The sequence below is a fragment of the Myxococcales bacterium genome (assembly GCA_016717005.1).
In the GTDB taxonomy this organism is placed as follows: domain Bacteria; phylum Myxococcota_A; class Polyangia; order Haliangiales; family Haliangiaceae; genus UBA2376.
In genome coordinates, this window is record JADJUF010000012.1 from 48,254 (window position 1) to 62,146 (window position 13,893).

Annotated in this window: 13 protein-coding genes; 10 read left to right on the top strand and 3 right to left on the bottom strand. The window is 75.1% G+C overall.

Going from position 1 to position 13,893, the window contains the following annotated elements:
- Positions 1–14: 14 nt before the first annotated feature.
- Complete coding sequence (locus tag IPL61_13420; GenBank protein ID MBK9032290.1) at positions 15–1,025, top strand: hypothetical protein; 1,011 nt, start codon at positions 15–17, stop codon at positions 1,023–1,025.
- 38 nt (positions 1,026–1,063) lie between these two features.
- Here IPL61_13420 and IPL61_13425 read toward each other — a convergent pair whose 3' ends face one another.
- Positions 1,064–2,107: a hypothetical protein gene (locus IPL61_13425; protein ID MBK9032291.1), complete on the bottom strand. Its 1,044-nt coding sequence runs from the start codon at positions 2,105–2,107 to the stop codon at positions 1,064–1,066.
- Between the two features lie 44 nt (positions 2,108–2,151).
- Complete coding sequence (locus IPL61_13430) at positions 2,152–2,853, bottom strand: VWA domain-containing protein (GenBank protein ID MBK9032292.1); 702 nt, start codon at positions 2,851–2,853, stop codon at positions 2,152–2,154.
- A 324-nt stretch (positions 2,854–3,177) separates the two neighbouring features.
- On the opposite strand from IPL61_13430, the gene IPL61_13435 reads away from it, so the two are divergent.
- The 8 genes from IPL61_13435 to IPL61_13470 all read left to right on the top strand — a co-directional run bounded on the left by IPL61_13435 (position 3,178) and on the right by IPL61_13470 (position 11,030).
- Positions 3,178–3,855 carry a hypothetical protein gene (locus tag IPL61_13435; protein ID MBK9032293.1) on the top strand — a complete coding sequence of 226 codons (678 nt, stop codon included), beginning with the start codon at positions 3,178–3,180 and terminating at the stop codon, positions 3,853–3,855.
- A gap of 56 nt (positions 3,856–3,911) precedes the next feature.
- On the top strand, positions 3,912–5,108 hold the full coding sequence (locus IPL61_13440; protein ID MBK9032294.1) for an alpha/beta hydrolase: 1,197 nt from the start codon (positions 3,912–3,914) through the stop codon (positions 5,106–5,108).
- A gap of 56 nt (positions 5,109–5,164) precedes the next feature.
- Positions 5,165–5,695: a tetratricopeptide repeat protein gene (locus tag IPL61_13445; GenBank protein ID MBK9032295.1), complete on the top strand. Its 531-nt coding sequence runs from the start codon at positions 5,165–5,167 to the stop codon at positions 5,693–5,695.
- A gap of 199 nt (positions 5,696–5,894) precedes the next feature.
- Positions 5,895–6,458, top strand: a complete 564-nt coding sequence (locus IPL61_13450; protein MBK9032296.1) for a hypothetical protein — start codon at positions 5,895–5,897, stop codon at positions 6,456–6,458.
- Between the two features lie 58 nt (positions 6,459–6,516).
- Positions 6,517–7,533 (top strand): cyanophycinase, encoded by a 1,017-nt coding sequence (locus IPL61_13455; protein ID MBK9032297.1) that lies wholly within the window; start codon positions 6,517–6,519, stop codon positions 7,531–7,533.
- Between the two features lie 187 nt (positions 7,534–7,720).
- A complete protein-coding gene (locus IPL61_13460) occupies positions 7,721–8,608 on the top strand; it encodes a serine protease (protein MBK9032298.1) in 888 nt (295 codons plus the stop codon).
- A gap of 134 nt (positions 8,609–8,742) precedes the next feature.
- Entirely contained in the window at positions 8,743–9,177 is a 435-nt protein-coding gene (locus IPL61_13465) for a CBS domain-containing protein (GenBank protein ID MBK9032299.1), read from the top strand.
- A 191-nt stretch (positions 9,178–9,368) separates the two neighbouring features.
- The gene (locus tag IPL61_13470) at positions 9,369–11,030 is read left to right on the top strand and encodes a hypothetical protein (GenBank protein ID MBK9032300.1); all 1,662 of its coding nucleotides are present in this window, start codon (positions 9,369–9,371) and stop codon (positions 11,028–11,030) included.
- Positions 11,031–11,390: 360 nt separating this feature from the next.
- Here IPL61_13470 and IPL61_13475 read toward each other — a convergent pair whose 3' ends face one another.
- A complete protein-coding gene (locus IPL61_13475) occupies positions 11,391–12,605 on the bottom strand; it encodes an ATP-grasp domain-containing protein (GenBank protein ID MBK9032301.1) in 1,215 nt (404 codons plus the stop codon).
- A 60-nt stretch (positions 12,606–12,665) separates the two neighbouring features.
- Here IPL61_13475 and IPL61_13480 point away from each other — a divergent pair, with 60 nt between their 5' ends.
- Positions 12,666–13,883 (top strand): ATP-grasp domain-containing protein, encoded by a 1,218-nt coding sequence (locus IPL61_13480; protein MBK9032302.1) that lies wholly within the window; start codon positions 12,666–12,668, stop codon positions 13,881–13,883.
- Positions 13,884–13,893: the final 10 nt, after the last annotated feature.

A 13,893-nucleotide genomic window follows, 5' to 3' on the forward strand; every position in this document is an offset into this window, starting at 1 on the left:
TAGGATGTCGGGGCATGGACCTGGCAGACCTGCGCGCGTGGCTGACGTCGATCCCCGAGGTCGAGCTGGCGGAGCCGGCGGCGGTGGCCCGCGCGATGGACGACGAGGCGGCGTACCTGGCGTCGGACGAGGCGATGGCGAGCCTGGCGCGCGACACCTACTGGCCGAAGTGGCGATCGCCGTGGTGGAGCATGGTGCTGCTCGACGAGCTGGGCGCGGCGGCGCGGATCCCAGCGCGGGCGGTGGCGGCGATGGTCGCGGGGCTCGACCGCCTGCCGCTGCACACGTTCCCGCTCCGCGACGAGGACTGGCCGCCGGGCGCCGATCGTGCGCGGGACGCGTCGTGCCACTGCGCGCTGGGGTCGATGGATCGCGTGCTGACGGCGTGCGGCGTCGACGTCGAGGCGGCGCTGCCGTGGACCGCCGCGTGGTACCCCCGCTACCAGCTGGCCGACGGCGGCTACACCTGCGACGAGCGCGCGTACCTGGTGGCCGACGAGTGCCCGAGCTCGATGGTGGGCACGATCGCGCCGCTCGAGGCGATGACCCGGCGGGCGGCGAGCGCGGCGTGCGACCGGGCGGCCGCGATGGTGCTGGGGCGCGCGCTGGTGCACGGCTCGGCGACGCGGCACAACGCCGAGGAGCGCGTGGCGGCCGAGCGCTGGGGGGCGCTGTGCTTCCCGCGGTTCTACTTCTACGACACGCTGCGTGGGCTGGCGGCGGTGGTGGCGTGGGCGACCGCGCACGGCCGCGCGCTGCCGCTGGCCGCGGTGGCGCCGACGGTGGCGGCCCTGGCGGCGCGCTCGCCCGACGGGACGCTGCGGGTCGAGCGGCGCGCGTTCGAGGGCAAGACCGGCTGGACCTGCGACCCGGCCGGCGCGTGGGTGCGGCGGCCGACGACGACCTGGCCGCTGCTCGAGGCGGTGAGCGAGCTCGGCGCGGTGAGCCCGGCGCTGACGCGGCAGTGGCAGGCGACCCGGCGGGGCCTGCTGGCGCTGATCGAGCGCGATCAGCTGACGGGCTGAGCGCGATGCGCGCGGCGGGCGCGCGGTGGCGTCGTCGGCTACGGCGTGTGGAGCCGCGCGATGAGCGCGGCGGTCGCGTCGCGATCGACGTGGACGATCAGCCGCAGCTCGGCCCCGTGGATCCCGAGCCGGACGTCGGTGACCAGGGGCGCGGTGTCGGGATCGGCGCGCAGCGCGGGCACCTGGAGGCGCACGAGGTCGCCGAAGCGCGCGGCCGCGTCGGCGGTGGCGAACGTGACGTCGACGTCGAGCTCGAGCTCGTCGCCGAGGTCGAGGCCCGCGCGCACGGCGACCGGGCCGGCGAGCAGCCCGTCGGGCAGGCCGAGCGGCGCGAGGTCCGCCGGCGCGACCAGCGCGGCGAGCCACACCATGCGCGCGTGATCGGCCGTGGCCGCCAGCGCGACCAGGTCGGGCGTGGCCTTGGGCGCGCGCGGATCGAGCGCGGCGGCCAGCCAGTCCTCGCGGCTGGCGTAGATCGGGCCGCTGATCTTCGACCAGGCCACGACGTCGTCGACGGCGCCGGCGCCGTCGGCGTAGTAGACCGTGCGGCCCGACAGCGGCTTGTGCTCGATCGTCGCGCCGTCCTTGCCCAGCAGCGTGGCCGTCAGGCACGGGGCGGTCGCGCGCTCGGTGAGCGCGGGGCCGAGGAAGTAGACCTGCTCGCCCTGGAGCCCGACCCCGGCGATGACGACCTGCGCGAACTGCGCCGTCGTGATCGACCTGCACGCCGGCGGGCTCGCGCCGATGATGATCGCCAGGAGCTCGCGCAGCGCCCCGCCCGCGGCGCCGCGCGCGAGGCGGGCCACGTCGGCGCCGAGCACGTAGCGGGCCCCGGCCGGCACCTGCGGGAGCACCGCGAGCACGTGCAGCGGCGCCGCGGGCGCGGTCCACGGCGGCGCGTCGGGCAGCTCACCCGGCCTCGGCCCGGGCGGCGTCGGCTCGGGCGGCGTCGGCTCGGGCCCGGCGACGTCGGGGGCGACCGGCGCGGGGGCGACCGGCGCGGGGGCGACCGGCGCCGATCGACCGGGCGGGTGACCGCCGCAGGCGATCGCCAGGAGCAGACACGACAGCCACGCGCGCATACGACCAGGTATCACGCCGAGGTCGCGGCCGGCGCCGCGGCGCGCTACAGCCGCTGGTACAGGCCGCCGCTCTCGGTGGCCAGCGTGTGCAGGAGCCGGGCGTCCTGATCGTCGCCGAGGCCGATGGCGTCGATGCGGACGCCGCCGCGCACGGCCTCGCGGGCGTCGCGCAGGAGCGCGCCCGACGAGCCGCCGACGTTGCCGAGCCCGTCGGACAGCAGCACGATCCGGCGGGCGTTCATGAGGAAGGCCATGCGCATGGCCGGGGTCAGGGCGGTGCTGCCGGTGGCGACGCGGTCCATGATGAACGCCACCAGCGGGTCGCGGTCGTTGGCCTGGAGCGTCACCAGCTCGGTGGCCACGGCCTGGAGATCGCTGTTGAAGAAGATGACGTTGATGCGCGTGCCGTCGGGGAGCTGCCGGACCGCGTCGATGAGCTCGGCCTGGGCGATGTCGAACTTGCGCGGGAGGACCGGGGCGGGGGCGGGCGCGGGCTGCACGATCGGCGGGGGCGTCTGCTCCTCGGGCCGCATCGGTGGCGGCGAGGTCAGCGGCGGCGACGTCGTCAGCGGCGGGTCGGAGTAGCCTGGGATCACCGCCGGGTCGCCGGGCTGCGGCGGGGGCGGTGGGGGTGGCTGCGGGACCGGCGGCGGCGGCGGCGCTGCGACGACCGGCACGGCGATCTGCGCGAGCCGGCCGCGCGCGGGGTCGGTCATCGAGCCGGAGCAATCGAGGACGAACACCACGTCCTGGGCGCCCTCGAGCGGGATCCCGAAGAACTCGACGACCGGCGCGCCGACGATCGCGACGGCGGGCGCCGGGGCGCGACCACGACCGGGACGTTGGCGCGGACCTGACCGCTGGCCGTGACGCTGGTCTGGACCGTGCCCCGGATCGAGATCGTCATGCCCGGGGGCGGGCGCGCCACCACACCGACGCATCCGGCGCAGACGAGGAGCGGCAAGACGAGCGACAATGAGCGCATGAGGCGAACCCCCGAGACGACGGACTCGGTCGGCGAGATGAATATTCACCCGCGCCACCTACGTCATGACGACCGTGGTGCACCCATGAGGTTACTCCGGTTCCCACGGCGGGCGCACCCCCTGGCCCTGGCGGGGGTGATGGTGTCGTCGTTCGCGACCTTGCCCGCGTGCGTGCGGCGGCTGCCGGCAGCGCCGACCCCGCTGCCGGTCGCGCCCGCGGTCGGCGTCGCCGCGCTGACTGAAGGGCAGGGGCGGCTGGTGGTCGATGTCGTCGATGGTCCGACGCCGGTGCAGCGGGTCGGCATGGGCTCGGAGCCGATCGCCGACGACCAGGGGCGGGTCAGCTACCGGCTGTTCGAGGCGCCGCACCTGCTGTGCCCGGCGTCGCCCTGCGTCATGGACGTCGCGACCGGCAACGTGATGCTCGGGTTCCCAGTGATCGGCGACCGGGACGCGCTCGAGGTCGAGCTGGTCCACGTCGGCCCCGAGGCGAGCGTCTACCGGCGCACGCTGAGCGTGTACGAGGACCACACCGGCGCGCTGCGCAAGGTCGGCATCGTCGCGACCTCGGTCGGCGGGACCTCGCTCTTGACCGGCATCGTGCTGTTGCCGATCGGCCTATCGAAGGACATCGGCGGGCTCACCACCGCCGGCGGGATCACGATGGGCGTGGGCGCGGCGGTGATGGCGTTCGGGATCTGGGCGATCCGCCGCGACGCGCCGACGTTCCGGCCCGGCGCGTCCAACCACTTCTCGTTCTGACGCGCCCGACGTCGGTTCAGGTGTCCAACGGCGACGGGGCCGACTACGCTTGCTGGATGACCGCCGAGCGCGACCACGGCGACGACCTGCGCGGCGCGAGCCGCCTGGTGATCGACGCGACCCGTGGGGTGACCAGCGTGGTCGAGGACATGCACCGGGCGATCGCCGACGGGCCCGGCGGGCTGGCGCGGCCGATCACGCTGCCGGGGCGCGTGATCTCCGGGCTGGTGTACGGCAGCGTCCGCGGGGTCGCGGCGCTGGTGGGCGCCGGGCTCGATCGCGCGCTGGCGCAGCTGTCGCCGATCCTGGGCGCGAGCCGCCCAGGGTTCGAGCGCGAGGCGGTGCTGGCGGCGATCAACGGCGTCGTCGGCGACTGGCTCGAGGCGACCGGCAACCCGCTGGCGATCCCGAGCCGGCTGCGCCACGGCGGCGTGCCGCTGGTGCTCGAGCCCGCGGCGCTGGCCGCGGCGTTCCCGGCGGCGGGCGGCAAGCTCGTGGTCTTGATCCACGGCTCGAGCATGAGCGACGTCGGCTGGCGGCGCCGCGGCCACGATCACGGCGCGGCGCTGGCCGAGGCGCTGGGGTTCGCGCCGGTCTACGCGCACTACAACAGCGGGCGGCACGTGTCGACCAACGGCGCCGAGCTGGCCGGCTTGCTCGAGGGCCTGGTGACGGCGTGGCCGACGCCGGTCGACGAGCTGGTGCTGCTCGGCCACAGCATGGGCGGCCTGGTCGCGCGCAGCGCGTGCGTCGTCGGCGAGCGGGCCGATCATGGCTGGCGCCGGTCGCTGCGCGCGCTGGTGTGCCTGGGCTCGCCGCACCACGGCGCGCCGCTCGAGCGCCACGGCAACCTGTTCGAGCGCGCGCTCGGCGTCAGCCGGTACAGCGCGCCGCTCGCGCGCCTGGGCAAGCTGCGCAGCGCCGGCGTCACCGACCTGCGCTACGGCAACGTCCTCGACGAGCACTGGGCCGGCGTCGATCGGTTCGCGCCGGGCGCCGACCAGCGCAGCCCCGCGCCCCTGCCCGACGGCGTCGCCTGCCACGCGATCGCCGCGACCACCGCGCGCGCGCCGGTCGAGCGCCCGCCGGGCGACGGCCTCGTGCCGGTCGACAGCGCGCTGGGGCGCCACCCGCGGCCCGAGCTGACCCTGGCCTTCCCCGAGGCGCACCAGCGGCTCATCACCGGCGCCGGCCACCTCGATCTGCTCGATCACCCCGAGGTCGTCGCGCAGCTGCGCGCCTGGCTGGCGTAGGCGTCGTCGCCAGCGGCGCCGTTGATCGCCGCGCTCGGCCGCGCCATCCTCGCCCCATGGCGGACGACGACCCGGAGGGGCCGAACATCGATCGGGGGGTGGCGCTCGAGGAGGCCGGCGACGCGGACGGCGCCGCGGCGATCTATCGGGAGGTGATCGCGCGCGTCCCGGGGCACGCGATCGCGCACTACAACCTGGGCGTCGTGCAGTTCAAGCTCGGGCGCCTCGCGCAGGCGATCGCCGCGTTCGACGCCGCCATCGCCGCCGACCCAGGCGACGCCTCGGCGTACTACAACCGCGGCGTGTGCCACGGCCAGGTCGCGGCCGCCGCCGGCAACCTGCGCATCGACGGCGCCGGGCTGACGGCGGTCGGCGGCGCCGGGCTGGCGAGGTACGCGCGCGCGATCGACGACTACACCCGCGCGCTGGCGATCGACGAGCGCCCCCACGTGCTGGTCAACCGCGCGGTCGCGCGCCACAAGCTGGGCCAGGACGCCGACGCCATCGCCGACCTGCGGCGCGCGATCGCGCTGGGCGATCCGCGGGCCCCGCGCGCGCTCAAGGACTTCTTCGGCCTCGACGCCTGACGCCGCCCGTCGTGCGGCTCCCGCAGGCTCGTCACCACCGCCTCGGCCAGCCGCGCCGCGTCCTCGGCTTGGTCGGCCGGCGACTGCAGGGTGATGACGAAGGTGCGCCCGGCGCGCTCGATCGCGAACAGCGGCGTCGTCGACGGCACCGAAGACCGAGGCGGGGTCGCGTCGGCCGGCGGCGCGCTACACTCGCGGGATGAGGCCTGCACCCGCCACGCGCGGACGAGCTCGTGTCGCGCGCGCGCGGCTCGCGCTGGTGGCCGCGATCGCGGCGGGCGCGGGCGCCGTCACGGCGACGCCGGCGGCGGCCGAGTGCCGACGGCGCGGCGTCGGGACGCCGATCTATCGGGCCCAGACCGAGCCGGCGCAGCCGGTGCCGCCCGGCGAGACCACGTCGGTCCAGACCCAGACCCTGGCGATCTACGCCGAGGGGACCTGGACGTGGGTCGGGGCGGGCGAGGCGGGCTCGGGCGAAGCGATGGGGCGGTCGGGCTGCGTGTCGCGCGCGGCGATGCGCGAGCTGACGCGCGCGGTGACGCGGGCCCGGTTCAAGCACGGCCTCGGCGCGACGTGCGATGCGCTGCCGGTGGTGCGCACGACCCACGAGGCGCCGCGACGTCGGCGGCAGATCGTCGTGGAGTCGCCGTGCGGCGAGCCGCTCGACGCGAGCACCGCGGCGCTGGTCGCGTGCGCCCGCGCGGTGACCGAGCCGTCGCCTCCGCTCGGCGCCGCGCTGCGCGCCGAGTGCCGCCCGCGCTGATCCACGATGGCGAGCGGCGTCGGTTGCGCGCAGGCCGCGGAGTGGGGTAGCCACGGGCATGGGTCGCGCGCTCGTGCTCGTGCTGGTCGCTGCGTGTGGTAGCGGGGGCGCGACGCCCGGCGATCCGATCGACGCGGTGGCCGCGGACGCCGCTGCGCCCGCGCCGCCGCCGGGGCTGACCCGGTGGCTGACCGGCGACGCGGCCGACGCGGTCACCGCGACCCGCGGCGGGCTGATCCTGATGGGCGGCGGCGCCGACGTCGACGCCGCGTTCGCCTGGCAGCGCGACCGGATCGGCGGCGGCGACGTCGTCGTGCTGCGGGCCTCCGGCGCCGACGGGTACAACGACTACCTGTACCGCGCCATCGGCGGCGTCGACTCGGTCGAGACGCTGCTGGTCGACAGCGCGGCGCTGGCGCGGGAGCCGTACGTCGCGTGGACGATCGATCACGCCGAGGCGGTGTTCCTCGCCGGCGGCGATCAGGCCGTGTACCTTGCGGCGTGGGGCGACGGGCCGGTCGCGGCCGCGCTGACCGCGGCCCACGCGCGCGGCGCGGTGCTCGGCGGCACCAGCGCCGGCTGCGCGGTGCTGGGCGAGCTGGTGTTCGCGGCGCGCAACGGCTCGGTCTACTCCGACGAGGCGCTGGCCGACCCCTACAATCGCTTCATGACCTTCGCCCGCGGGTTCGTCGCGGTGCCGCCGCTGGCCCAGGTGATCACCGACACCCACTTCGCCGCCCGCGATCGGATGGGGCGGCTGCTGGCGTTCGTGGCGCGGGCGCTGGTCGACGGCACGGCGGCGCGACCGCTGGGCCTCGGGATCGACGAGGGCACCGCGCTCGTGGTCGACCCCGACGGCGTCGGCACCGTCGTGGGCGCGGGCGCGATCTACGCGGTGGCGCCACGGGATCCGCCCCAGGCCTGCGCCGCCGGTGCGCCGCTGGCGTGGGCCGACGTGCCGGTCCACGAGCTGCGCGCCGGGGACACCATCGCGCTGCCGGCCGGGACGACGGCCGTGCCGCCCCGATCGATCGCGGCGGCGGGCGGCGCGACCGTGCCCGCCGATCCGTACTGATCGCGCGCCCGGGCCTCCGCACCCCGGGTGAGGCCGGCGGGTCGCGATCGAGCGGGGCCCGCACGCCGTCACGCGGGGCGAGACCAGCGAGATCATTGCTGCGTCGCGCGGCCGCCGGGCATCGGGTGGCGGGTACGCGGCTTGCTCTTCACCGCGGGACCGCGCCCCTGCATACTCGGAGCCCCTCATGACCCGCACCCTGCTCGCCGCCGCGCTGTTCGCTGTCGTCGCCACCGCCTGCGTCGACGATCGCCCGCTGGGCGAGCGCGGCGACGCGATCATCGGCGGCGCGCTGGTCCCGTCGAGCCAGTTCCCGTCGGTGGTGGCCCTCGAGAACGGCCCGGGCAACTGGTTCTGCACGGGCACGCTGGTGCACGAGCGGTACGTGCTGACCGCGGCCCACTGCGTCGAGGGCGAGACCGCGGCCTCGCTCAAGATCCGGTTCGACGACGCCGACGTCAACGACACCAGCGGCGGCGCCGAGGTCGCGGTCGCCGCGGTCCACGGCCACCCCGGCTACGACGGGTTCGCCTGGGACAACGACATCGCGGTGATCGAGCTGGCGGCCCCGGCGACCGGCCACGCGATCACGCCGATCCATCGCGTCGCGCCCGCGGCGGGGACGGCGATCACCCAGGTCGGCTACGGCGACGCCGACGACAACGGCGGAGGGGCCGGCGTGCTGCGCGCGGTCGAGGTCGCCAACATCGACTGCGCGACCGTCAACGATCCCGAGGTGAGCGGGGCCAACCTGATGTGCTTCGACACGAGCACCGGGCGCACGACCTGCTACGGCGACAGCGGCGGGCCGTCGTTCGTGGCCGGCGCCGACGGGCTCGAGGTGGCGGGGGTGACCTCGGGCGGGACCGCGGACCTGTGCCTCAGCGGCTTCGATCTGCAGACCCTCGTCGCGAGCGAGCTCGACTTCGTCGATCAGTACGTGCCGCTGCCGGTCACGCCGCCGGATCCGCCCAAGGATGACGGCGGTTGCGCGGCCGCCGGGCGCCACGGTCCCGGCGGGGCGCTGCTGCTGCTCGGCGCGCTCGGGCTGCGCCGTCGGCGGCGCGCGCGCTGAGCGCCAGCGCTCGTGGAATTTTGCACGACGACCGCCGAGTGCAGCGGCGGGCACCGAAAACTCCGTCGATGATTTCGGGGTCGATCGAGGGGAAGATGGTCGTGCGGCACTGGGGCCGCGAGGAGGAGGACGCCATGCAGAGCCCGGTCTGGAAGGTCGTCGACGCGAAGGTCGGTCGGATCGAGAAGGTGGATGTCAGCGCGACGGTGTGCGCCGCCGTCGGACTGATGAACGAGCGCGAGATCGGATCGGTGCTGGTCTTCGAGGGCACACGCCTGGTCGGGATCTTCACCGAGCGCGACGTGCTGGTGCGCGTCGTCGGTGAGCGCCGCGACCCGACGACGCTGCTGGTCGGCGAGGTGATGTCGACCGAGCTCAACGTCGTCGAGCCGAGCACGACGGTCGAGGAGGCGATGGCGATCATGACCGCGCGCCGTCACCGCCACCTGCCCGTGGTCGACGGCGATCAGGTCGTGGGGCTGGTCTCGGCGGGCGACCTGACCCGCTGGGTCATCCGCGATCAGCAGCGCTCGATCTACGATCTCACCGACTACATCCAGCACGCGTGACCGCGGGGCGCGCCCCGCGACCTCGCCGCGACACCGACCGCGATGACGCGGCAGCGCGACACCGCGCCACAGGCCGGTCGACTCGCCAGCCTGCGCCGGTGGCCACTCCAGTCGCCACCGAGGATCGCGGAGTCTCGCGGCCTTGGCCGGGTGTCGCGGCGGAACAAAGGTTGCTTTCGACGCTGAGCGTCATGAACCTCAGAAGCGTTGGCGTGTTCGCGGTGGTGGTGCTGGCGGCGGCGTGTACCGACAAGATCGATCCCGACAAGGGCGTGCTCGAGAGCGAGCTGCCGCCGGGCAGCCCGACGGCGGCGCCGGCCGAGGGCAAGTCCGACGGCGACGGCGTCATCGTGCAGATCGCCGTCGAGTCGGCGCACCCGTATGGCAACGATCTCGATCGCGCCTATCCGATCGACCTCGCGGGCCGGGTGCCGAGCTGCGCCACCGACGCGCGCGTGCACTTCGCGAGCATCCGCACCGAGGCTGGCTACGACTACGTCCACCTCGAGAGCGCGACCGGCCGGTTCCAGTCGTTCGACGGCAACCGCGACAACCTGTGGTCGGAGTGGGGCGCGCTCGGCGACGCCCAGCGGCTCACGGTGCGGCTGAGCACCGACGCGTCGGTGGTCAAGGACGGCTTCCGCGTCGACGCGATCGAGTACCGCACGGCCGTGCGGTGCCCGCTGCCGCCGGTGCTGGCGTGCGCGGCCGGGCAGGTCGACGTCACGCCGACGCCCGACGTGTGCGGGTGCCGCGGCGCGACCGCGTGCGCGGCCGATGACGCGGTCGCGCTCGAGCACACGATCGGCGGCGGGTTCGCGGGGACCCACACCGGCCACCGCGCGATCGGGACCACGGCCCAGCGCGTGTTCTATCGCCCCGGCGAGCCGGTCGAGGTGACCACGCTCGGCACGATCGATCACGATCGGCTGGCCGCGGCGGTGCGGTTCGTCTTCGACGGGCACGTCCTCGAGCGTCCGGGCGCGAGCGAGCCGAGCAACTGGAGCGAGGCGGTGTCGGTCGCGGTCGGCGCCGCGAGCTACGCGTCGACCCGGCCCCAGGGCAGCCACCCGGCCGACGACGCCGCGCTGATCGCGCAGATCGAGGACCTGTTCACGTGCGGCGCCGGCGGCGCGCTCACCTGCGCCAGCGGCTTCACCTGCGAGGCCGGCGCCTGCGTCGAGGCCGCGTCGTGCGTGTGCCCGGCGCTGTTCAACCCGGTCTGCGGCGTCGACGGCCGCACCTACAGCAACGGCTGCGCCGCCGGCTGCGCCCAGGTCGAGGTCCGGCACCCCGGCGCGTGCGGTCAGATCGGCGACACCTGCGGCGGCCTGGCCGCGCCGACCTGCACCGACGACAACCGCTGCCGCTACGACGTCAGCGCGTTCGAGGCGCCGTTCCCCGACGCCAGCGGCGCGTGCGTGGCGGCGTCCTACTGCGACGCGCCGGCCGACTGCGCCGCGCTGCCACACGTGGCGGTGCCGGGGACCTGGGCGTGCGCCGCCAGCACCTGCGCCTGGCAGGCGGGCCCGGCCTGGCACGGGTTCGAGCGCTTCACCACCGCGCACCCGTACGGCAACCGCGCGTCGGAGTGGAAGCAGGTCTACGCGCCCGAGGGCGCCAGCAAGATCCGCCTGACCACCACCGGCGCCTTCGACCTCGAGGCCAGCTACGACTTCCTCGAGGTGTACTCGTGGCGCGGCGGGCGCTGGGCCCTCGACGGCCGCTACACCGGCGCCGCCGGCCCGACCTCGGCCGACGAGTTCGCCGGCCGCTACCACTACCTGCGCCTCGTCACCGACTCGTCGGTCGTCCGCCACGGCTTCGACGTGTCGGTCGAGTGGGCGAACTGAGTTTCCTGGGAGGCCTGTCGCCAGGCCTCCCCTCGTCGGGGGCAAGCCCCGACGAGCCTCCCCTCCGAGACGCGAGACGCCTGGCGCGTCGACCGGTGCTCGACCGAAAACCTTACAAGCTCTGAGTTTCCTGGGAGGCCAGGTCGCCAGGCCTCCCCTCGTCGGGGGCAAGCCCCGACGAGCCTCCCCTCCGAGACGCGAGACGCCTGGCGCGCCGACCGGTGCTCGACCGAAAAACTTACAAGCTCTGAGTTTCCTGGGAGGCCTGTCGCCAGGCATCCCCTCGTCGGGGGCAAGCCCCGACGAGCCTCCCCTCCGAGACGCGAGACGCCTGGCGCGCGCCGCGCGCCGCGGCGGCGCTCAGGCGTACTCGATCTGGATCGTCTCGATGATCGTCGACACCGCGCGCTTGACGACCTCGGTGTCGGGGTCGCGCACGACGATGTAGCCGTCGCCCTCGTAGCTGTCGGCGCGCGGGGTGCCGGGCTTGGGCAAGCGCGACTCGACCGCGAGGTGGCCGACCAGCTGGTTGGCGCGGTCGACGCCGTGGACCGCGCGCACGCGGCCGCGCCCGACGCCGCGCAGGTAGGCGACGCCGACGGCGTACCTCCGCGGCCACGGCCCGTCGAAGGCCTCGTCGACGACGGCCCGGGCCCAGGCCCGGTACAGGTCGGCGTCGTGGGCGTAGCCGTTGGCGAGCACGATGTGCGCGCCGGGCGGGCGCGCGGCGATCTCGCCGATCGCGAGGGTCCCGTCGTCGCGGCGGAACCACTCCATGTGGGTCATGCCGGTGTCGAGGCCGAGCGCGGCCACGGTCTGCACGCCGAGCGCGCGGGCGTCGGCGAACTCGGGGCCGTCGATGTCGCGCGGCAGCACCACCGCCCACTGGATCCACGGGGTCTCCATGACCTCGAGCGGCGTCGGGTAGTAGCGCGAGCACGACTGGAACACGACCTGGCCGCCGATCGTGATGGTCTCGAAGCTGTACTCGCGCCCGCGCAGGAACTCCTCGGCCAGCGCCGGGTGGTCGGGGCCGGCGTGGAGCGCCTTGAGCGCGGCCCGCAGCTCGTCGGCCGAGCTGATCCGCCAGGTCGACTTGCAGCCCATGCCGGCCTGGGGCTTGAGCACCAGCGGCAGGCCGACCTGGGCGACGAACGCCTCGGCGTCGGCCCAGGTCCGGATCAGCGCGTGGCGCGCGCACGGCAGGTCGTGGCGGCGCAGCTCGTCCTTCATCCGGGCCTTGTCGCGGAACAGATCGGCGGTGGCCGGGGTCGGCCCGGCGACGCCGAGCGCGGTCCGGACCTCGGCCAGCTGGACCTGGAGCGGCTCGAGGATCCCGAGCACCCGGTGCAGCGGGCCGTGGCGGCGCGCGAGGGTCCGGGCCGCGGCCAGGAGCTGGGCGGTGTCGAGGCCGTCGTCGACGACGACGACGTCGGCGTACAGGCGCGCGTCGTCGCCGCGCGGCGGCTCCTGGACGATGCCGAGCAGGCGGACCCCGGCGAGGCGGGCGACGGCCCGCGCGAACCGCATGGTGGTCTCGAGCGGGAACGGCGCGGCGAACACCACGTTGCGCATCGCCGCGTTGTAGCATGATGGCTGGCGCGCCCGCGGGCTCGCCCAAGGAGTCCGCGTCGTATGAAGGTCGTCTTCCTCGCGCCCGCCTATCCCCCCGAGATGCAGCAGTACACGCGCGGCCTGGCCGAGGTCGGCGCCAGCGTGTACGGCGTCGGCGACGCGCCGGTCGCGTCGCTGCCGCGCTCGCTCAAGCAACACCTGACCGACTACCTGCAGGTGCCGCGGCTCCTCGACGAGGCCGACGTCACCGAGCGGGTCTACCAGTGGGTGCGTGGCCGCGGCGTCGATCGCGTCGCGGCCAACTGGGAGGTCATGGTCCTGACCGCCGCCAAGCTGCGCGAGCGCCTGGGCGTGCCGGGCATGAGCTACGACACGGTCCTCGGCTTTCGCGACAAGCAGCTCATGAAGGAGCGGGTCGCCGCCGCCGGGGTCCGCGTGCCGCGCTCGGCCCGGGTCCGGACCGCGGCCGAGGCCCGGGCCGCGGCCGAGGTCATGGGCTACCCGCTGGTGATGAAGCCGATCGCCGGCGCCGGCAGCGCCGACACCTACCAGCTCGACAGCGCCCGCGACCTCGAGACCGTCATGGCGCGGACCCAGCACGTGCCCGAGGCCAGCCTCGAGGAGTTCATCGACGGCGACGAGTTCACGTTCGACACGGTCTGCGTCGGCGGGCGGCCGGCGTTCATGAACGTCGCGCAGTACCTGCCCAAGCCGCTGATCGCGCGCTCGAACGAGTGGGTCAGCCCGGTGATCGTCACGGTCCGCAACCTCGAGCAGCCGGCGGTGGCCGCCGGCATCGCGCTGGGCCACCGCGTGCTCGGCGCGCTCGGCATGGGCGACGGCTTCACCCACATGGAGTGGTTCAAGAAGCCCTCGGGCGAGGTCGTGTTCGGCGAGATCGGCTGTCGCCCGGGCGGCGCGCACCTGGTCGATCAGATGAACTACACCTGCGACATCGATCTGTTCCGCGAGTGGGCGCGGGCGGTGTGCTGGGGGCGGTTCGAGGCCTCGACCGCGCGGCGCTACAACGTCGCGATCATCTTCAAGCGCGCGCTCGGCCAGGGCCGGATCACCCGGGTCACCGGGCTGCGCGAGTTCCTGCGCGCCCACGGCGACCACGTCGTCGAGTCACGGCTGTTGCCGGTCGGCGCCCAGCGCCGGAACTGGAAGCACACGCTCGTGTCCGACGGCTTCATCATCCTGCGCCACCCCGACTGGCGCACGACGGTCGACCTGGCCAACCAGGTCGCGACCGAGATCACGATGTACGCGGAGTAGCGTCGCGCGG

Excerpts from the sequence above, each read along its gene's own strand:
- IPL61_13420 (MBK9032290.1), top strand. The coding sequence starts at position 15 with ATGGACCTGGCAGACCTGCGCGCGTGGCTGACGTCGATCCCCGAGGTC.
- IPL61_13425 (MBK9032291.1), bottom strand. The coding sequence starts at position 2,107 with ATGCGCGCGTGGCTGTCGTGTCTGCTCCTGGCGATCGCCTGCGGCGGT.
- IPL61_13435 (MBK9032293.1), top strand. The coding sequence starts at position 3,178 with ATGAGGTTACTCCGGTTCCCACGGCGGGCGCACCCCCTGGCCCTGGCG.
- IPL61_13440 (MBK9032294.1), top strand. The coding sequence starts at position 3,912 with ATGACCGCCGAGCGCGACCACGGCGACGACCTGCGCGGCGCGAGCCGC.
- IPL61_13445 (MBK9032295.1), top strand. The coding sequence starts at position 5,165 with ATGGCGGACGACGACCCGGAGGGGCCGAACATCGATCGGGGGGTGGCG.
- IPL61_13450 (MBK9032296.1), top strand. The coding sequence starts at position 5,895 with ATGAGGCCTGCACCCGCCACGCGCGGACGAGCTCGTGTCGCGCGCGCG.
- IPL61_13455 (MBK9032297.1), top strand. The coding sequence starts at position 6,517 with ATGGGTCGCGCGCTCGTGCTCGTGCTGGTCGCTGCGTGTGGTAGCGGG.
- IPL61_13460 (MBK9032298.1), top strand. The coding sequence starts at position 7,721 with ATGACCCGCACCCTGCTCGCCGCCGCGCTGTTCGCTGTCGTCGCCACC.
- IPL61_13465 (MBK9032299.1), top strand. The coding sequence starts at position 8,743 with ATGCAGAGCCCGGTCTGGAAGGTCGTCGACGCGAAGGTCGGTCGGATC.
- IPL61_13470 (MBK9032300.1), top strand. The coding sequence starts at position 9,369 with ATGAACCTCAGAAGCGTTGGCGTGTTCGCGGTGGTGGTGCTGGCGGCG.
- IPL61_13475 (MBK9032301.1), bottom strand. The coding sequence starts at position 12,605 with ATGCGCAACGTGGTGTTCGCCGCGCCGTTCCCGCTCGAGACCACCATG.
- IPL61_13480 (MBK9032302.1), top strand. The coding sequence starts at position 12,666 with ATGAAGGTCGTCTTCCTCGCGCCCGCCTATCCCCCCGAGATGCAGCAG.